The organism is Streptomyces sp. NPDC007971 (assembly GCF_042958635.1).
Taxonomy (GTDB): domain Bacteria; phylum Actinomycetota; class Actinomycetes; order Streptomycetales; family Streptomycetaceae; genus Streptomyces.
Genome location: NZ_JBIBJK010000006.1, coordinates 76,060 through 93,550, shown reverse-complemented (window position 1 = coordinate 93,550; position 17,491 = coordinate 76,060). Strand labels below are relative to the sequence as shown.

Sequence of the window (17,491 nt, the reverse complement as noted above, 5' to 3'; positions counted from 1 at the left end):
AGGAGTGGACCTGTGACCGCCGACCCGGAGCATCCCGTGGTCCATGGAGAACTCGCAGAGTTACGGCGCCGCCTAGACGTGGCGTACGCCCAGGTCGAGGGAGGACTCGCCCTGCTCAGTCACCGCACCAAGGAGACCGCCAAGGAGGTGGACGAGCTGCACACCCGCCTGAACTCGCTGGAACACGCACGCTGGCCACTGCCCTCGGTCGCCGCGCTCACCGCGCTGGGAGCGCTCGTCGTGACGGTCTGGCAGGCTCTGGCCCACTAGCTAGGCGTCGGCGAGCCTGAGGTGGTGCAGCAGAAGTAACGCGGCCGCCATGTTGGCGGCCGGGACCTCCCCTCGGGCGATCAGGTCGGGGACGACTTTGAGGGGGACCCATTCGCGGCGGTCCGACTCGAAGTCGTCCACGGGATGTCCGACGTACTCGCCCCGGTCGGACCAGTAGATGTGGTGCCGGGCGTCGGTGAGGCCGTTGGACGGCTCCACGCTCATCAGGTGGTGCAGGGGTCCCGGCCGCCAGCCGGTCTCCTCCTCCAGTTCTCTGGCGGCCGCGCTCTCGATGTCCTCGCCGTCCTCGACCACGCCCGCGGCCAGTTCCCAGCCCCAGCTGTCGGTGATGAACCGGTGGCGCCACAGGAGGAGGACTTCGCCCGCCTCGTTGACCACCGTGGCGACGGCGACCGGCCGCAGCCGGATCAGGAAGTGGTCGAGGTGCCGGCCGTCCGGCAGCTCGACATCTGCGAGGTTGACGCTGAACCAGCGGTTTTCATAGACAGTTTGTTCGTTCCGTTTCGTCCACTGCACGGTTCTGCCACCTTCCGACGAGTAAGTGGCAATATCGCAGCAGGGACTTGTCCAGGCCTACAGCGCAGGCCTCAGCCGGGGGCTACAGCGGTACGCGCAGTGCGCCGTCGATGAGTTCGGCGGCCTCGGCCGTTCCGGCCGAGCCGCAGCTGACCAGATGCTCGCGCACCGCGCGAAGTCTGTCGCGCAGCCGCTGGGACTCCATCCCGCGGGCCTGTTCGGCCATCTGCACGGCGGTGGCCACCGCGTTGTCGGCATTGCCCTGACGCAGCTCGATCGTGCTGAGCATGGCGAGCCGGTGCACCCGTCCCCGGTCGTGGGCGGGGTTGTCGACCGCGGCGGCCGCGTGCTCCCGGGCGGCGGCCAGCTCCCCGAGGCTGAGCAGCGCCTCGGCCACCTGCACGTTGACGAGGCCCGGCTGGACGTAGCCGGTCTCGTCGGGCTCGTACCCGCGCCGGATACGGTCGGCGGCCGTCTCGGCCCGGCGGATGCAGGACAGCGCGCTGCTGCTGTCGCCGAGGTGGGCGTACGCCTTGGCCTGCATCGCGTACAGGTCGGAGGCGAGGGCCGGGGTGATGTGCCGGCCGGCGGCGCGCAGCGCGGCCTCGGCGAAGGCCACGGCCTGGCGGTACTCCTTCATGAACAGCGCCTGGTTGACGAGCAGCGCGATGACATAGGCGCCAAGTCCCCGATCGCCGCTGGCCTTTGCCAGCCTGAGCGCCTGGTGGAAGTAGCGCTGGGCGAGTCCGTGCGCGTCGGAGTCGTACGCGCAGATGCCCGCGATCGCCACCAACCCGCCGGTGGCGCGGTGCAGTTGGCGGCCGGTGGCGTCGGTGTAGCTGCCGCGCAGCAACGGCGCCGCCTCCGCGTTGAGGAAGCCGACGATCCGGGTGCGGGTCGCGATACCGCCGGCCTTGCGGTACATCTGCTCGTAGTGGGTGCGGGCGGCGCGCAGCATCTCGATGTCGGCCGTGGTGACCCGGTGCCGGCCGCCCCGGGAGACGTCCACGTCCTCGGGCGGGTTCTCCCACTCCCACACCGGCATGACGGCGGGGGTGCCGGTGACCGCGGGAGCCCCGAGCACATGCGGCCGCTGCTGTTCGTCGGAGCGCCACAGCGCGGTGGCCCGCTCCACGAAGCCGGAGAGCGAGCCGGCGTGCGGGGTGCTGGGCTCGCCCGGCACCCCGAGGCCGATGTCGTCCAGGGTGACGGGCCGGTGCAGCCGTCCCGCGAGCACCTCGCAGATCAGGTCGGGCACCTGGCCGCGTGGCCGCTGCCCCTTCAGCCACCGCGCCACGGCGGTGTGTTCGTAACGGAGCGTCAGGCCCCGTTTCCGGCCCGCCTGGTTGACGTGGGCGGCGAGACCGGCGTGCGAGATCCCCGCCTCGTCCAGGATCGCGTCGAGCAGAGTGTTGGGCTGCATGGGATTGCCCCCCCGAGTTGCCTGGTGCCGTCAGCGTAGTGCGTCCGCTTTCACACGGGGTGTGAACGGAGTGCGCGAATCCGCAGCGTGTGCACACTGTTGCGGAGAGTGTTCTGCCGGTTCACTGAAAGTCCTCGCAAGAGGCCGGCCGAGCCACCGGCTCCCCCTCAGAAAGCGGTGGCTCGGCCAGGCGCGCCCACAGCGGTGCGGCGGCTGGCGGCGACGCCGGGACGGCGGTGCGACGCCGGGACGGAGTGCTTTGCCGGGCTAGCGGTGCGTCGTCGGCTGGGGGTCGGTGGGGGCTTGTCGAGCAGTTCCCCGCGCCCCTGGTATACCGGCGTTCCTCCGGTCGTTGCGCAGGACCAGCACGGCGATGTCGTCCGTGGGCCGGCCGCCGGTGTGGTGCAGCACGGCTCCGAAGACCGTGCGCAGGACCGTCTGGGCGGAGAGCGGGTGGTCGTACACCGCCTCGCGCAGGACGGTCGGCAGGGAGAGGAAACGGCCCCGGGCGTCCCGGGCGTCCTCCGCTCCGTCCGTGAACAGGACCAGGGACTCACCGGGCAGGAGGCGGCCGCACGGACGGGCCTCCAGTTCCGCCGGGAGCGGGAAGGGCCCCAGGGGCGGGAGCGGCTCGGCCCGGGTGAGCGGCTCCACCCGGGTGTCCCGGAGCAGATACGGCCAGGGATGACCGCAGTTGAGGGCGCGCAGCCCGCCCTCGCCGTCGATCTCCAGGAGCAGGAGCGTGACGAACTCCTCGGCGACCGGGTTGTCGGGATCCTGGGCACCGCTGGAGGGGTGCTCGGCCCGGGACCGCTCGCGCAGGTGCCGGGCCAGCGTGCGCTCCAGCCTGCGCAGGACCGAGACGAGTTCGGGCTCGTCGTGCGCCGCCTCGCGGAAGCTGCCGAGCACGGCGGCGACGGTGCCGAGGGCGCCCAGACCGTGACCGCGCACGTCCCCCATCACCACCCGGACCCCGTGCTCGGTGGCGACCGCCTCGTACAGGTCGCCGCCGATCGTCGCGCCACGGTCGGCGGACAGCTGGGCCGCGGCGAGATTCAGACCGTCGAGCCGGGCCGGCACGGGCCGCAGGACGACGCTCTGGGCGGCGCCGGCGACCCGGCGGGCCTGCCGCAGCTCACGCAGCAGGGCGCGGCGGACGTACACGATCAGTCCGGTGCCGACGGCGAAGAACACGGCGCTGGTGACGATGCGCGCACCGAGGCCGTCCTGCTGCGAGCAGCCGAATTTGTAGGCGACCGCCACGGCTCCCCAGAGTGTGGCCAGTACGGCTCCCCGCGCGGTGGTCACCCGTGCCTTGATGCGGATCATGCCTCTGGTCCCCCAAATGGGCCCTGACAGAGCAGACGGACCGACCCCGAAAGGCCGGTCCGATTCTGTCGACAGGCATGACCCAGTAGGGACAGATCTCCCTCGGTTCCCACCCGAACGAGTGAGAACACCCAGGCCGACGTGCATTTATGCAGCTGACGGCAGGGCAACGCGCCCCCGAGGAGCGCCGGGAACTGCGCGACCGGCCACGGAAGATCCGCAGCCGGCCGACAACAGAACCTCTACGGCGGTCAGCCCCTGAGCACGGCCCCGGTCCGCTCGCCCGCCAGGGCGACAGCCGCGTCCCGGGCGGCCGAAGCCTCGTCCACGGTCAGCGTACGGTCCCCGGCCCGGAAGCGGAGCGCGTACGCCAGCGACTTCTTGCCCTCACCGATCTGTTCGGCGTTCTCGTACACGTCGAACAGCCGGATGGACTCGAGCAGTTCGCCCGCGCCCTCGCGCAGCGCCGCCTCGACCTGCGCGGCCGGCACCGGCCGGTCGACCACAAGCGCGACGTCCTGCGTGGCCACCGGGAAGGTGGAGATGGCCGGCGCCTGCGGGACGCCGTCGCCCGCCGCCTCCAGGGCGTCCAGGTCCAGCTCCATCGCGCAGGTGCGCTCGGGCAGACCCAGGGCCTTCAGGACGCGCGGGTGGAGCTCTCCCGCGTGGCCCACGACCGTGTCCGTGCCGTCGGCGACGACCGCCAGCTCGGCGCACCGGCCGGGGTGCCAGGGACCGTACTGCCCCTTGCGCACCACCAGGTCCGCACCGGTCTCACGGGCGACGGTCCGCGCGGCCTCGACCGCGTCGGCCCACCCGGCGGGACGGCCGCCGCCCCACCAGCCCGCCCGCTCGCGAGCGCCCGCGAGCACGACGGCCACGTGACGCGGCTGCCGGGGCAGCGCGGCGTTCAGCTCGGCCAGCTCCTCGTCGGTGGGACGCCGGTCGACGGACAGGTGCCCGGCGGCACGCGGCTCCTCGCCCGGCTGGAAGACCAGACCCGTCTCGAACAGGGCCAGATCGTGCGAGCCCCGCCCGTCGTTGCGCCGCAGGGCACCCAGCAGGCCGGGCAGCAGCGTCGTGCGGAGCGCGGGCTCCTCGTCGTTGAGCGGGTTGACCAGCTTCACGACACGGCGGGCCGGGTCGTCGGCCTCCAGGCCGAGGTGGTCGAAGGCCTGCTCGGCGACGAACGGGTAGGTCGGCGCCTCGACGTAGCCGGCGCCGGCCAGGGCCCGGCCGACCCGGCGGTGCAGCCGCTGGCGGTGGGTCAGACCGCGGCCCGAGGGGAGCCTGGGCAGCGTGGAGGGCAGGTTCTCGTAGCCCTCCAGACGGATGACCTCTTCGGCCAGGTCGTTCGGGTCGGTCAGGTCGGGCCGCCAGGACGGGACGGTGACGATCAGCTCGTCCTGCCCGTACACGTCGCAGCCGATCTCCTGGAGGCGTCGTACGACGGTCTCGCGGCCGTAGTCCACGCCCGCGACCTTGTCCGGGTGGTTCGCCGGGACGGTGATCGTGTGCGGGGCACTGGGTGCGATGACCTCGGTGACGCCGGCCTCGGCGGTGCCGCCCGCGAGGAGCACGAGCAGGTCGACGGTGCGCTGGGCCGCAGCCGAGGCGGCCTGCGGGTCCACGCCCCGCTCGAAGCGGCGGGACGCCTCGGAGGACAGCTTGTGACGCCGGGCCGTACGGGCGATCGAGACGGCGTCGAAGTGGGCCGCCTCGATGACCACGTCGGTCGTGGCGTTCTGCTCGTCGTCGTGGTCGGCGATCTCGGTGTTCGCGCCGCCCATGACGCCGGCGAGACCGATCGGGCCGCGCTCGTCCGTGATGACCAGGTCCTCGGCGTGCAGCCCCCGCTCGGTCCCGTCGAGGGTGACGAGCTTCTCGCCCTCCTGCGCGCGGCGCACGCCGATGGTGCCCTGGACCAGCTTCCGGTCGTAGGCGTGCAGCGGCTGGCCCAGCTCCATCATCACGTAGTTCGTGACGTCGACGGCGAGCGAGATCGGGCGCATGCCGACCTTCTGCAGCCGGCGCTGGAGCCAGATCGGGGAGCGCGCCTCGGGGCTCAGGCCGGTGACGGTGCGGGCGGTGAAGCGGTCGCAGCCCATCGGGGCGGTGACCTGGACCGGGTAGCCGAAGGCGTTCGGTGCCGGTACGTCGATCAGGGCCGGGTCGCGCAGCGGCAGGCCGTAGGCGATGGCGGTCTCGCGGGCGACACCGCGGATGGACAGGCAGTCGCCGCGGTTGGCGGTGACGGCGATGTCGAGGACCTCGTCGACCAGCTCCAGCAGCTGGACGGCATCCTTGCCGACCTCGGTCTCCGGCGGCAGCACGATGATGCCGTGGGTGCCGTCGTCGCCCATGCCCAGCTCGTCGCCGGAGCAGATCATGCCGTGGGACGTCTTGCCGTACGTCTTGCGGGCGGCGATCGAGAACCCGCCGGGCAGCGTGGCGCCCGGGAGGACCACGACGACCTTGTCGCCGACGGCGAAGTTGCGGGCGCCGCAGACGATCTCCTGGGGCTCGCCGGTGCCGTTGGCCCGGCCGACGTCGACGGTGCAGAAGCGGATCGGCTTCTTGAAGCCCTCCAGCTCCTCGATGGTCAGCACCTGGCCGACCACCAGCGGGCCCTTGAGGTCGGCACCGAGCTGCTCGACGGTCTCGACCTCAAGGCCGGCCGAAACGAGCTTGGCCTGGACGTCACGGCCGGTTTCGGTCGCCGGCAGGTCGACGTACTCCCGCAGCCAAGAAAGCGGGACCCGCATCAGATCTCCATCCCGAACGGCCGGGTGAACCGGACGTCACCCTCGACCATGTCTCGCATGTCTTCGACGTTGTGGCGGAACATCAGCATCCGCTCGATGCCGAACCCGAAGGCGAAGCCGCTGTACTTCTCCGGGTCGACGCCGCAGGCGGCCAGCACCTTGGGGTTGACCATGCCGCAGCCGCCCAGCTCGATCCAGCCCTCGCTGGAGCAGGTGCGGCAGGGCCGGTCGGGGTTGCCGACGGACTCGCCGCGGCAGACGTAGCACACCATGTCCATCTCGGCGGACGGCTCGGTGAAGGGGAAGAAGTTCGGGCGCAGCCGGGTCTTCATGTCCTCGCCGAACAGCGACTGGACCATGTGGTCCAGAGTGCCCTTGAGGTCGGCCATGGTCAGGCCCTCGTCGACGGCGAGCAGCTCGACCTGGTGGAAGACCGGGGTGTGCGTCGCGTCCAGCTCGTCGGTGCGGTACACGCGGCCCGGGCAGATCACGTACACCGGCAGCTCGCGGCCCAGCAGGGAGCGGATCTGGACCGGCGAGGTGTGGGTGCGCAGCACGACGCCGGAGTCGGCGGTGCCGTCCGGGGCCTGGACGAAGAAGGTGTCCGCCTCGCCGCGGGCCGGGTGGTCCGGGCCGATGTTGAGGGCGTCGAAGTTGAACCACTCGGCCTCGACCTCGGGGCCCTCGGCGACCTCGTAGCCCATGGCCACGAAGACGTCCTCGATGCGCTCCGAGAGCGTGGTCAGCGGGTGCCGGGCGCCGGCCGGGACGCGGTCGTGGGGCAGCGTGACGTCGACGTCCTCCTCGACGAGCACGCGTGCGTCACGCTCGGCCTCCAGCTCGGCCTGGCGGGCGGCGAGGGCCTTGTTGACGGCGCCCCGGGCCATGCCGACGCGCTTGCCGGCCTCGGCCTTGGCGTGCGGGGGCAGGGCGCCGATCTCGCGGTTGGCGAGGGCCAGCGGGGAGGCCGGGCCGGTCTGGGCGACCTTGGCCTCGTGGAGCGCGTCGAGGGAGCCCGCGGCCGCGAAGGCGGCGAGCGCCTCGTCCCGCATGCGCTCGATCTCTTCCGGTTTCAACGCCTCGACCTCGACAGGGTCGTACGACTTATTGGGTGCGGACATCTCTTCCCGTGCTTCCGATTGGCTGGCGGATGGTCCCCGTCACCGACTCGTGAGGGCCGCGTGAAGGACACAAAGGTGCCAAAGGCCGAGTCTAACGGGGTGAAGGAACGCGAATGCGCCCGCGGGCCGCCCGGGCGTTCTCAGGCGAGATACGCCGGGGCCCCCACGGGCAACGTAAATCGGAACTCGGCGCCGCCGACGAGGGCGCGGCCGACCGTGATGGTGCCGCCGTGGGCCTCGACGATGCCCTTGACGATGTACAGCCCAAGACCCGTGCCGCCGCGCTTGCTGCCCCGCCAGAAGCGGGTGAAGACGCGGTTCATGGATTCCTCCGGGATGCCGGGCCCTTCGTCGCTCACCGTGACCGACGTGCCGGTTTCTTCGCCCTCGCGCGGGGACGGCGAGGGCGTGACGCCAATGGTGACGGTTCCCTCGCCGTGGCGCACGGCATTTTCGATCAGGTTGCTCAGCACCTGGTCCACCTTGTCGGGGTCGGCCCACAGGGCGGGCAGCGGCTGCTCGATGCGCAGCAGGAAGCGTTCGGCCGGCTGTCCCGCGGCGACGTAGGCCTGGATGTGCCGGCCGACGGCCGCGCCGATGTCGACCGGCTGGCGGCGCACCTCCAGGCGTCCGGAGTCGATCCGGGAGATGTCGAGCAGCTCGGCGATGAGCCGGGTGACCCGGTCGGCGTCGGCGTCGACGGTCTCCAGCATCAGGCGCTTCTGATCGTCGGTGAAGCGTTCCCACTTGGCGAGGAGCGTGGCGGTGAAGCCCTTGACGGAGGTCAGCGGCGAGCGCAGCTCGTGGGCGACGGTGGCGATCAGCTCGGCGTGGCTGCGCTCGGTGCGGCGGCGGGCCTCGGTGTCACGCAGGGAGACGATGACACGGTGGACGGGAGCGAGGGGTTCGGCGCGTACGTATCGGGCGCAGACCAGCACCTCCCGCCCGCCGGGGAGCAGCAGGTTGCGTTCGGGCTGCCGGACCCGGATGGCGAGGCCGCCGTAGGGGTCGGTGAGCTGCCACCAGCGCCTGCCCTCCAGGTCCTCCAACGGCAGCGCCTTGTCCAGGTGCTGCCCGAGGGCTTCGGAGGCGCTCAGGGCGGTGATGCGGGCGGCGGCGGTGTTGAAGCAGACGACCCGGCCGTGCTCGTCGGCGACGACGAGGCCGTCGGGCAGCTGGTCGGGATCCATGCCGAGGCCGGTCCCGGTGCGGTCGCCGTGCCGGGACGCGGGTGTGCGGTGCGCGTCCCGCCCGTCCGGCCCGGTGCTCGTGCCGCCCACGCTCATCCCTGTACCCCACCTCTCAGCCGGCGCAGGGTCCCGAGCCGGCCACCCTACTAGCTCTCGGTGACGGAGCGGCACCCCGTGCGGGCGCGCTGTGCACGGGCCGATGCATAAAGACATACGGCGGCGGCCGTGGCGAGGTTCAGGCTCTCGGCCTTCCCGTGGATGGGGACGCGCACGACGGCGTCCGCGAGGGCGCGCGTCTCCTGGGGGAGCCCCCAGGCCTCGTTGCCGAAGACCCAGGCGGTCGGGCCGCCCATCGTCTGCCGGTCCAGTTCCTCGTCGAGGTCACGGTCGCCGGCCCCGTCCGCGGCGAGGATCCGCACACCGGCGTCCTTGAGGCCCGCCACGGCCCGCTCGACGGGCACGCCGACGGCGACGGGCAGATGGAACAGGGAGCCCACGGAGGCGCGTACGGCCTTGGGGTTGTACAGGTCCACGGAGGCGTCGGTGAGGACGACGGCCTCGGCGCCGGCGGCATCGGCGCAGCGCAGCACGGTGCCCGCGTTGCCCGGGTCGCGGACGTGGGCGAGCACGGCGACGAGTCTGGGCCGGGCGGCCAGGACGTCCTCGAACGGGGTGTCGAGGAACCGGCAGACACCGACGAGCCCCTGCGGGGTGACCGTGGTCGAGATGTCGGCGATGACCTCTTCGGAGGCGAGGTGGACGCGGGCGTGCGCGGCGCGCGCCTCCCCGATGATGTCGGCGTACCGCTCCGCGGCCTCCACGGTGGCGAACAGTTCGACGAGGGTGTCCTGCCCGCCGACCCGGTGTCCGGCGGCCTCCCGCACGGCCTGCGGTCCCTCGGCGAGGAACAGCCGGTCCTTGCCCCGGAAGTTCCGCTTGGCGAGCCGCCGGGCGGCGGCGACACGGGCGGACCGGGGGGAGATCAGCTCGGGAGCGACGGGGGGCATCTTCTTCACCTTCGGGAGAGCTTCAGTTTCGCGCCCCGAAGGGGCACGGGGAACTGCGCGACCAGCCCCCACCGGCCCGCAGCCGAGACCAAGGCTGAGGGCTCCAACAACAGGACCCGCAAGCCATGACAGCCTGCGGGTCCTTCAGTCACGTCGGCTCAGAGCCAGCGCGGCGTCACGCAGCCTTGGGGGCGTTGACGTCCGACGGCAGCGCCTTCTGCGCGACCTCGACGAGCGCCGCGAAGGCGTTCGCGTCGTTCACGGCCAGCTCGGCCAGGATCTTGCGGTCGACCTCGACGTTCGCGGCCTTCAGACCCTGGATGAAGCGGTTGTAGGTGATGCCGTTCGCGCGGGCAGCGGCGTTGATGCGCTGGATCCACAGCTGACGGAAGTCGCCCTTGCGCTTCTTGCGGTCGTTGTAGTTGTAGACCAGCGAGTGGGTGACCTGCTCCTTGGCCTTGCGGTACAGGCGCGAACGCTGACCGCGGTAGCCGGAGGCCTGCTCGAGGATCGCCCGGCGCTTCTTGTGGGCGTTGACTGCCCGCTTGACGCGTGCCACTTGTTAACTCCTTGTAGCGGGGTCGTGGGGGGTACTCACACGACCCGGAAACGACTGGGTCCCGGTCCTGGCGTACGGCGCTCGGATTCGAGCGCCGTGCGTCACTTGCCGAGAAGCTTCTTGATCTTCGCGGCGTCGCCCGGGGCCATCTCGGCGTTGCCGGTGAGGCGACGCGTCACGCGGGACGACTTGTGCTCAAGCAGGTGGCGCTTGCCGGCGCGCTCACGGAGCACCTTGCCGGAGCCGGTGATCTTGAAGCGCTTGCTGGCACCGCTGTGCGACTTGTTCTTCGGCATAGCGCCGTATCTCCTCGTCGGGTGGCGCTCCGGTGCCCGGTCACGAAAACCGGGCACGGTGGAGCGTCGCTCTTGTATCAGTTACATCCCGGGGACTCGCGTCCCGCGGGATCACGCCTCGGCGGGCTCCTCGGCGGTCGCCTCAGCCTCAGCCTCAGCCTCAGCCTCGGCAGGGTTCTGCGACCGACCGGGGTTCGCCTTCGCGTCCGCCTTCCGGGCTTCCTGCGCCTGGCGGGCCTCGGCCATGGCCTCGGTCTTCTTCTTGTGCGGACCGAGAACCATGATCATGTTCCGGCCGTCCTGCTTCGGGTTCGACTCGACGAAACCGAGGTCCTGGACGTCCTCCGCGAGACGCTGCAGCAGTCGGTAGCCCAGCTCGGGCCGGGACTGCTCGCGACCACGGAACATGATCGTGATCTTGACCTTGTCGCCCTGCTTGAGGAACCGGACGACGTGACCCTTCTTGGTGTCATAGTCGTGCGGGTCGATCTTCGGCCGGAGCTTCATCTCCTTGATGACCGTGTGCGCCTGGTTCTTGCGCGCCTCACGGGCCTTCATGGCCGACTCGTACTTGAACTTCCCGTAGTCCATGAGCTTGCACACGGGCGGACGGGCGTTCGCCGCGACCTCGACCAGGTCCAGGTCGTACTCCTGCGCAAGCTCCAGTGCCTTCGCAAGCGGCACGATGCCGACCTGCTCGCCACTGGGACCGACAAGTCGCACCTCGGGAACGCGAATCCGGTCGTTGATGCGGGGCTCGGCGCTGATGGATCCTCCTCGGTAGCACCACACGGCAGTCTGGCGGACAGCCGCGTACGTCTCTTTTCGTGCAGACCTAACCGCGCCGAAGCACAAAAAACGCCCCGGACGATCACAGGCGGGGCTCCCATAGCAACCGGAGCACCGCCGCGATGATCGCGGGGCGCGAATCGGGCGGCTCCATCGTCCGTACGGAACGATGGTGGCCGCCTGACCGGATGACCCGCCGTCCCGAAGGACGGTCAGGTGGGAGATCGGAGCCTCCACTTGTGGGCCGAGCACACTGGTGTCCGGCCGGTCGTGAACAAGGTTAGCAGGATCGCTTGACAAGGGCTAATTGAGCCCGGACGGGGCTGCTGAAGGCGCCCGTACGTTCTCGCCTATCGTGTGGGGCATGAGTGAGACCCCTCCTGAGAACACCGACTTCGACGCGATGACCCGGGACATCGCCGAGGTCCCCGCCGTCGAGGTGATCGTGACGGTCGCCGTCAACCTGATGAGCGCCGCCGCCGTGAAGCTCGGGCTGAGCGAGGAGGGCGACAAGTACAAGGACCTGGACGAGGCCCGCAAGCTGATCACTGCGCTCGCCGGTCTGCTGGACGCGAGCACGACCGAGGTCAGCTCGTTCCACGCGGCGCCGCTGCGCGACGGCCTGAAGTCGCTGCAGCTGGCGTTCCGCGAGGCGTCGATCGTGCCGGACGAGCCGGGCCAGGGTCCGGGCGAGAAGTACACCGGCCCGGTCTACGGCTAGGACCCGGCCCGTCTCAACCGCGTACGTACAAGGGCTCGCCCGGAGGGGTGGTCCCGGCCGGCAGCAGCGCCAGGTCGAGGCCCCGCACCAGGCGGGCCCTCAGCGTGTCGTCGGCGGCCAGCCGCTCGGCCACCGCGCGGGCGGCCTCGGCGGGGGCGGCGGCCGGGTCGAGGACGAGGGCGAGGATCCCGTCGGCTTGTCCGGGTCCCAGGTGGGCCCGGAGCACGGCGGGCTCGGCGGCCACGGCGGTGCGCACGGCCGCGACGACCGCCGGGTCGTCGAGCGGGTCGGTGCTCGTGCGGCCCTCGGCGAGGGCGAGCAGCGCCGGGCCGGTCAGTTCGAAGGGCACCGGTCCGGCGAGGTCCAGCACGACCGTGTCCGCCTTCTCGTGCGCGGCGGCCTGCAGGGCCTGGTGCAGGGGTACGGCGACGGGGCGGGCCGCCGGGTCCCAGCGGGCCAGGGAGTCGGTGGAGGTGAAGGCGGGCAGGGCGGTGCGGCCGCCGGCCTTCAGGGTGGGCACGGCCATGTCGCTGGTCTTCTCGCGGCGCAGCCCGTTCTCGTCCTCCTCGACCTCGCCGAGCAGGGCCACCACGGGCACCAGGAGCCGGGCGCCCCTCAGTGCCTCCAGGACCGGGCCCACGGCCGTGCGGTCCTCGGCCCAGGCGGCGAGCGCGGCGCTCAGCCGGGGGTCGGCGGAGCCGTCGTCGTCGGAGAAGCCGGGGTCGGGAATGTTCTTGTTCGCCACGGTCACCGACCCTATCGGGGGGATGCGGCCGGCTTCGTGCGGGGCCGGGCAGCCTGCCGTCGCCGCCTTCACGGGAATCTCAGCATTCCCTGACGCGGATCTCACGTCCGTCCAACAGGGCGCACAGCCACCGCCACGAGCATCGCGGGCATGGAGTCCACCGGAGCAGGCCGTCGCCGTGCCCGCCGCGCGCGGCGCCGCCCCTTTGCGCACACCGTGCTCGCCGTCGTCGCCGTGGCCGGGGTCGCGTGGTGGGGCACGGTCTGTGGGAAGGCACGGGTGCACTCCGGTGCCGGGGCCGTATCGTCGGCGGCACAGCCGTCGGCCTCCTCCTCGGCCGCGGCGGGCGAGGAGGCATCGGTGGAACCCGCGACGTCGCCGTCGGCCGTGGGCCGCAAGGAACTGCTGTCGAAGGCGATGGCCTCGGTGACGGTGCCGTCCCGAGCGCGGGTGTCGGCGGCGGTGCTGGAACTGGACTCCGGCGAGAGCGCCGCGTACGGCGAGGCCACCTTCGACACGGCGAGCATCGTCAAGGTCGACATCCTGGCCACGCTGCTGCTGCAGGCGCAGGACGCGGGGCGGCGGCTGACGGCGGCCGAGAGGGCGTACGCCACGAAGATGATCGAGAACAGCGACAACGCCTCCGCGACGGCCCTGTGGCACACGATCGGGCGGGCCGGGGGTCTGGACGCGGCGAACGAGCGCTTCGGCCTCTCGGCGACCTCGGGCGGTGACGGCGAGCTGTGGGGGCTGACGCAGACCACGGCCGCGGATCAACTGGTGCTGCTTCAGCAGGTGTTCGGCCAGGAGTCACTGTTGAGCGCGGCCTCCCGGACGTACGTCCAGGCGCTGATGAAGGGGGTGGAGGCCGATCAGCAGTGGGGCGTGTCGGCGGCGGCCGTCGGGGCGTCGTGGGCGCTGAAGAACGGGTGGATGCCGCGCAGCGCGACCGGGCTGTGGGATGTGAACAGCATCGGCCGGGTGACGGTGGACGGGGCCGATTTCCTGGTGGCCGTGTTGTCCGGGGGCACGGTGAGCCAGGCCCAGGGGATCACACTGGTGGAGGCGGCGGCGAAGGCAGCGGTGACCGGGTTCGCCTCGGGGTCGTAGGGGTGCTCGGGCGTCGGTGGGTGGCGGGCGTGCGGGGCCGTTTGGGTCTGCGCGGCGGGTCCTCACGCCGGGACAGCGCCGCGCTTCCGGGGGCGCCCGCATCTCCCCGGGGTGCCCTGTCTCCGGGCGACCCTGTCTCCGGGGGCGCCCGCGTTTGCAGCGGCGGGTTCCCTGCGGTCTTCTAGCGGCGGGTTTCCCTGCGGTTTCTCCACATGACCACCGCGGCCACCAGCAGAACCCCGCCGGCACTGCCCGCCAGGGGGCCCGCCCAGGCGGAGGCGGAGCCGGTGGCCCTGGGGGTGTCCGGGCCGGGGCCGAAGTACTGACCGGCGTACGACGCCGGACGCAGACGCTGGGGCTTGAGACGGGCCGCGGCCTTGAGCGCGGCCGCCGGGTCGATCATGCCGAAGCCCCGGGAGTCGTCGCGCCCGCCCACCGGGGCGTCGCGGGCCGTGTCCTCCAGGATCTTCTTGATCTGGGCCGGGGCCAGGTCCGGGTGGGCCGCCTTCACCAGGGCCGCCGCGCCCGAGACGAACGCGGAGGCGGCCGAGGTTCCCCATCCCTCGTAGTACTTGTGGTCGGGGTCGGCGATCACGACGCCCACGCCGGGCGCGCTGACCGCGGCGTACCAGCGGCGGGTGGAGAAGGACGCGCGCGTGCCGTACTTGTCCACGGCGGTGGCGGCGATGACGCCCGGGTAGGCCGCGGGGTAGGAGACATGGTCGCCCTTGTCGCCGCCGTTGCCCGCCGAGGCCACGACGACCACGCCCTTCTTGAGGGCGTACTGCACGGCCTCGTCCTCGCTCGGCTCCGGGTGCGCGGAGTCGGAGTCGTCACCGAGGGAGAGGTTGATGACGTCGGCGCCGTGGTCGGCGGCCCAGCGGATGCCGTCGGCGAGGGCGTCGCCACGGGTGGTGCGGGCCTTGGTGCGGGCGGGGTCGCCGTCCTCCAGGATGACCCGCACGGGCAGGATCTTCGCCTCGGGGGCGACACCCATGACGCCGTCGGCGTTGCCGGACCCATGGCCGTGTCCGGCGATGATGCCGGCCATGGCGGTGCCGTGCCGGGCCCAGGTGCGGTCGCCCGGACCGGCACCGAAGCCGATCATGTCCTTGGCGGGCAGGACGTTTCCTGCCAGGTCCGGGTGGTCGGCCTCGACCCCGGTGTCCAGGACGGCGACGGTGACGCCGCGGCCCTTGGTGGTGCGCCAGGCCTCGTCGAGGTGGAGGGCGTTCAGGCCCCACTGCTGGGCACGGATGCCGTCGGCGTACGCGGCGGCGGACGGCAGCAGGACGAGGGACCCGGCGAGCAGCAGGCTCGCCGATGCGCCGAGCGGGCCCCTGCGGCGGCTGCCGCCCTTCGGCCGCCTCATGACGGACTCTCCGAGGAGGCCGAGCCGACCCTCTGGCGCAGTCGCCGTTCGATGCGGTCGGCCAGGCCCTGCGCCTCGTTGCCGAGGCCGGCCTGAACGGGTGCCGTGGTGGTGGCGGCGCCGGTGGCGGCGCCGGTGGCGTCCGCGGCGGGCTGCGGCGCGTCGACGGTGCGGCCGTCGGCCCAGCCGGACACGGCGTAGGCGACGACGGGGGCGTCGGTGAGCACGGACACGGTCCAGGCGGCGCGCTGCCTGGCGCCGAAGCCGGCCGCCGCGGTGCCCTTGGCGGCGTACGGCCGCGGCATCAGGTCGCTGCGCCGCTCCAGGTGCTCGCGGCGGAAGCGGGCGGCGAGCGCGGACATGCTCGCGGCGTCGCCCTTGGTGAACAGCAGCCCGACGGTGGTGACGTAGGTCTGGGTGGCGTCGGTGTAGGTGGCGCGCAGCAGCCGCTGGCAGCCGACCGGAGCGAGGACCTTGTGCAGCAGCGGGTCGAAGGCGTCGGCGCAGCCGCTGTCCGGGGCGACGGCGATCCGTGTCCAGGTCCGGTCGGCGCCGCCGGGGCCGGCTCCGGTGCCCTGGACGGTGGGCGGGAAGAGCTTGTCGACGGGCACGCTGTGCCACAGCGTCGCAGCGGCGCTGAACCCGCTCCCGGCCGTGCCGTCCTCGCCGTCGCCGTCGCCGGTGAGCCAACTCCCGGTCACGGCACCGCCGATGAGGCCGAGGCCGAGGACCAGACAGGCGGCGGCAGCGGCGGTCCGGGGCCGTATCCGCACCGCCGCCGGCCGGGTCCGCATCCGCTCGTCGTACCTCTCGGGTTCCCCGAAGGAGGCGACGGGCCGGGCGGCCGCTCCCGCGCTCCAGGAGAACACGGGGTCAGGCAAGGACGGCGCGGGGCCGACGGGGTGGGCCGGGTCGCTCGGGCTCCAGGCGGTCCTGGCCTCACGTGCAGGGGGCAGGGGCGAGGACACCGGGGAGGCGGAGGCCGGGGAGGCGGAGGCCGGGGAGGCGGAGGCCGGGCTGCCGAAGCCGGCCGTGGCGCCCGGGCGCCCGGGCCCGGCTGCCGACGGGATCGGCCGCAGCCGGGTCGTCGTCTCGGACGGCGACTCGGCCGGGGCCTGAGGGCGACGGGGCGGGACTTCCGGGCGCAGCGCCGCCGGGGTATCCCCACGTCCGGCGACCGAGCCGTCTGCACGGCCGGAGACCGGCGCATCCCCACGGCCGGAGACGGGAGCCGGCGTGGAGTCCGGTTTCCCGGCGGCAGGCTCCTGCATTCCGGCCACGGGCTCGCGCTTCCCGGCGGCAGACCCCTGCGCGGAACCCGGACGCCCTGCGGCGGACGACGGCCCCTGCGCGAAGCCCGGACGCCCTGTGGCGGACGACGAGGCGGGCGCGGAACCCGGAAACCCGGAAGCGGACGACGACGCGGGCGCGGGGCGCTGCCGCCCGGGTGCCGGCGGAATGCGCCGCAGCGGAGCCGTCGTCTCCGACAGGGACTCGGCCGGGGCCTCGGTGCGACGGGGCGCCCCCGGGTCGTGCACCGGGCGCGGCGGCACGGCCGGGGCGGCGGCGTCGCCCGCCGGGGCTTCGGCGCTGCCGGGACGGACCCCGGGGTGATGGGCCGGGCGCGACGGCGCCGGCCTGCCGGGGCCCGGCTCGTGGGGCCTGCGGCCTGCGCTCGGCGGGGCGTCGGGGAAGCGGGCCGAGGCAGGGGGTGGCGGCGGGCTCGCCGGGTGGGTGGCCTCGGGTACGGCGGAGGGGCGCGGGGCGGCGATGCGGGGACGGTCGTCTCCGGTCGCTCCCCCGGTGTGCCGGGGCTTCGGCCGCACCTCCCCCTCCCCCGTCGCCGGGGCGGACGCGGTGCGCGCGGGGCGCGGTGCGAAGACGGAGGGTTCGTCGTCGAGGTCGCCCGCGAGGTCGCCGTCCTCCGGCGCGGTCGCGGGCGGGGTGCGCTGCGCCCCCGGGACCCGGCGCAGCGCCGCATCAGGGAGGGGACCGTACCCGTCCGGGATCCGTGTGGAGCCGGTGGGCGTGCCCGGTGGCGGCGTGGCGGGAGCGGTGTCCGGGGTGTGCCCGGGAGGCCGGGGGTGGCCAGGAGGCGGTGTCGAGGGGCGCGGAGGGACCGGGGCGCGGCGCGCTTCCGTGCTCATGCACCCCCCGTTTCCTCGTGCCCGGGCCGTTTCCTCGTACGCGGGCCGTCGTGCTTCCCGGCCGTGCCCGGTGGGAGAACTCCGTCCGGGCACGCATACCCGTACGGCTG

At 72.9% G+C, this 17,491-nt stretch carries 16 protein-coding genes; 3 read left to right on the top strand and 13 right to left on the bottom strand.

Going from position 1 to position 17,491, the window contains the following annotated elements:
- Window positions 1–12 precede the first annotated feature (12 nt).
- Entirely contained in the window at window positions 13–270 is a 258-nt protein-coding gene (locus ACFZCP_RS13930; protein WP_362697779.1) for a hypothetical protein, read from the top strand.
- On the opposite strand, the gene ACFZCP_RS13925 is transcribed toward ACFZCP_RS13930, so the two are convergent.
- The 10 genes from ACFZCP_RS13925 to infC all read right to left on the bottom strand — a co-directional run bounded on the left by ACFZCP_RS13925 (window position 271) and on the right by infC (window position 11,289).
- Window positions 271–807 (bottom strand): NUDIX domain-containing protein, encoded by a 537-nt coding sequence (locus ACFZCP_RS13925; protein ID WP_391427058.1) that lies wholly within the window; start codon window positions 805–807, stop codon window positions 271–273.
- An 82-nt stretch (window positions 808–889) separates the two neighbouring features.
- Window positions 890–2,230 carry a transcriptional regulator gene (locus ACFZCP_RS13920; protein WP_391427056.1) on the bottom strand — a complete coding sequence of 447 codons (1,341 nt, stop codon included), beginning with the start codon at window positions 2,228–2,230 and terminating at the stop codon, window positions 890–892.
- A gap of 267 nt (window positions 2,231–2,497) precedes the next feature.
- Window positions 2,498–3,559: a SpoIIE family protein phosphatase gene (locus tag ACFZCP_RS13915; protein ID WP_391427055.1), complete on the bottom strand. Its 1,062-nt coding sequence runs from the start codon at window positions 3,557–3,559 to the stop codon at window positions 2,498–2,500.
- A gap of 251 nt (window positions 3,560–3,810) precedes the next feature.
- Complete coding sequence (gene pheT / locus ACFZCP_RS13910) at window positions 3,811–6,324, bottom strand: phenylalanine--tRNA ligase subunit beta (protein WP_391427053.1); 2,514 nt, start codon at window positions 6,322–6,324, stop codon at window positions 3,811–3,813.
- On the bottom strand, window positions 6,324–7,445 hold the full coding sequence (pheS, locus tag ACFZCP_RS13905; protein WP_391427050.1) for a phenylalanine--tRNA ligase subunit alpha: 1,122 nt from the start codon (window positions 7,443–7,445) through the stop codon (window positions 6,324–6,326). Before pheS ends, pheT begins: the two co-directional genes overlap by 1 nt.
- 140 nt (window positions 7,446–7,585) lie before the next feature.
- Window positions 7,586–8,731, bottom strand: a complete 1,146-nt coding sequence (locus ACFZCP_RS13900) for an ATP-binding protein (protein ID WP_391427048.1) — start codon at window positions 8,729–8,731, stop codon at window positions 7,586–7,588.
- A 50-nt stretch (window positions 8,732–8,781) separates the two neighbouring features.
- Entirely contained in the window at window positions 8,782–9,642 is an 861-nt protein-coding gene (locus ACFZCP_RS13895; protein WP_391427046.1) for a TrmH family RNA methyltransferase, read from the bottom strand.
- Between the two features lie 175 nt (window positions 9,643–9,817).
- Window positions 9,818–10,201: a 50S ribosomal protein L20 gene (gene rplT / locus ACFZCP_RS13890; RefSeq protein WP_006141703.1), complete on the bottom strand. Its 384-nt coding sequence runs from the start codon at window positions 10,199–10,201 to the stop codon at window positions 9,818–9,820.
- A gap of 101 nt (window positions 10,202–10,302) precedes the next feature.
- Window positions 10,303–10,497, bottom strand: a complete 195-nt coding sequence (rpmI, locus tag ACFZCP_RS13885) for a 50S ribosomal protein L35 (protein ID WP_003977225.1) — start codon at window positions 10,495–10,497, stop codon at window positions 10,303–10,305.
- A gap of 111 nt (window positions 10,498–10,608) precedes the next feature.
- On the bottom strand, window positions 10,609–11,289 hold the full coding sequence (gene infC / locus ACFZCP_RS13880) for a translation initiation factor IF-3 (protein ID WP_391427044.1): 681 nt from the start codon (window positions 11,287–11,289) through the stop codon (window positions 10,609–10,611).
- Window positions 11,290–11,650: 361 nt separating this feature from the next.
- Between infC and ACFZCP_RS13875 the strand changes: the two genes are divergently transcribed.
- Window positions 11,651–12,007 (top strand): DUF1844 domain-containing protein, encoded by a 357-nt coding sequence (locus tag ACFZCP_RS13875; protein WP_362697806.1) that lies wholly within the window; start codon window positions 11,651–11,653, stop codon window positions 12,005–12,007.
- Window positions 12,008–12,020: 13 nt separating this feature from the next.
- Here the strand turns inward: ACFZCP_RS13875 and ACFZCP_RS13870 are convergent, their stop codons facing one another.
- Complete coding sequence (locus ACFZCP_RS13870; protein ID WP_391427041.1) at window positions 12,021–12,752, bottom strand: SseB family protein; 732 nt, start codon at window positions 12,750–12,752, stop codon at window positions 12,021–12,023.
- Between the two features lie 150 nt (window positions 12,753–12,902).
- On the opposite strand from ACFZCP_RS13870, the gene ACFZCP_RS13865 reads away from it, so the two are divergent.
- On the top strand, window positions 12,903–13,862 hold the full coding sequence (locus ACFZCP_RS13865; RefSeq protein WP_391427039.1) for a serine hydrolase: 960 nt from the start codon (window positions 12,903–12,905) through the stop codon (window positions 13,860–13,862).
- Between the two features lie 181 nt (window positions 13,863–14,043).
- Here the strand turns inward: ACFZCP_RS13865 and mycP are convergent, their stop codons facing one another.
- Both mycP and ACFZCP_RS13855 read right to left on the bottom strand, forming a co-directional pair.
- Window positions 14,044–15,234, bottom strand: coding sequence for a type VII secretion-associated serine protease mycosin (gene mycP, locus ACFZCP_RS13860; RefSeq protein WP_391427037.1), 1,191 nt, complete (start codon window positions 15,232–15,234; stop codon window positions 14,044–14,046).
- Window positions 15,231–17,381 carry a hypothetical protein gene (locus tag ACFZCP_RS13855; RefSeq protein WP_391427035.1) on the bottom strand — a complete coding sequence of 717 codons (2,151 nt, stop codon included), beginning with the start codon at window positions 17,379–17,381 and terminating at the stop codon, window positions 15,231–15,233. Before ACFZCP_RS13855 ends, mycP begins: the two co-directional genes overlap by 4 nt.
- Window positions 17,382–17,491: the final 110 nt, after the last annotated feature.

What these genes read in the sequence shown, in the direction of transcription:
- ACFZCP_RS13865 (WP_391427039.1), top strand. Translation starts at nt 12,903, where the DNA reads ATGGAGTCCACCGGAGCAGGCCGTCGCCGTGCCCGCCGCGCGCGGCGC.
- ACFZCP_RS13900 (WP_391427048.1), bottom strand. Translation starts at nt 8,731, where the DNA reads ATGAGCGTGGGCGGCACGAGCACCGGGCCGGACGGGCGGGACGCGCAC.
- ACFZCP_RS13895 (WP_391427046.1), bottom strand. Translation starts at nt 9,642, where the DNA reads ATGCCCCCCGTCGCTCCCGAGCTGATCTCCCCCCGGTCCGCCCGTGTC.
- ACFZCP_RS13920 (WP_391427056.1), bottom strand. Translation starts at nt 2,230, where the DNA reads ATGCAGCCCAACACTCTGCTCGACGCGATCCTGGACGAGGCGGGGATC.
- ACFZCP_RS13915 (WP_391427055.1), bottom strand. Translation starts at nt 3,559, where the DNA reads ATGATCCGCATCAAGGCACGGGTGACCACCGCGCGGGGAGCCGTACTG.
- ACFZCP_RS13875 (WP_362697806.1), top strand. Translation starts at nt 11,651, where the DNA reads ATGAGTGAGACCCCTCCTGAGAACACCGACTTCGACGCGATGACCCGG.
- rpmI (WP_003977225.1), bottom strand. Translation starts at nt 10,497, where the DNA reads ATGCCGAAGAACAAGTCGCACAGCGGTGCCAGCAAGCGCTTCAAGATC.
- pheS (WP_391427050.1), bottom strand. Translation starts at nt 7,445, where the DNA reads ATGTCCGCACCCAATAAGTCGTACGACCCTGTCGAGGTCGAGGCGTTG.
- ACFZCP_RS13855 (WP_391427035.1), bottom strand. Translation starts at nt 17,381, where the DNA reads ATGAGCACGGAAGCGCGCCGCGCCCCGGTCCCTCCGCGCCCCTCGACA.
- mycP (WP_391427037.1), bottom strand. Translation starts at nt 15,234, where the DNA reads ATGAGGCGGCCGAAGGGCGGCAGCCGCCGCAGGGGCCCGCTCGGCGCA.
- pheT (WP_391427053.1), bottom strand. Translation starts at nt 6,324, where the DNA reads ATGCGGGTCCCGCTTTCTTGGCTGCGGGAGTACGTCGACCTGCCGGCG.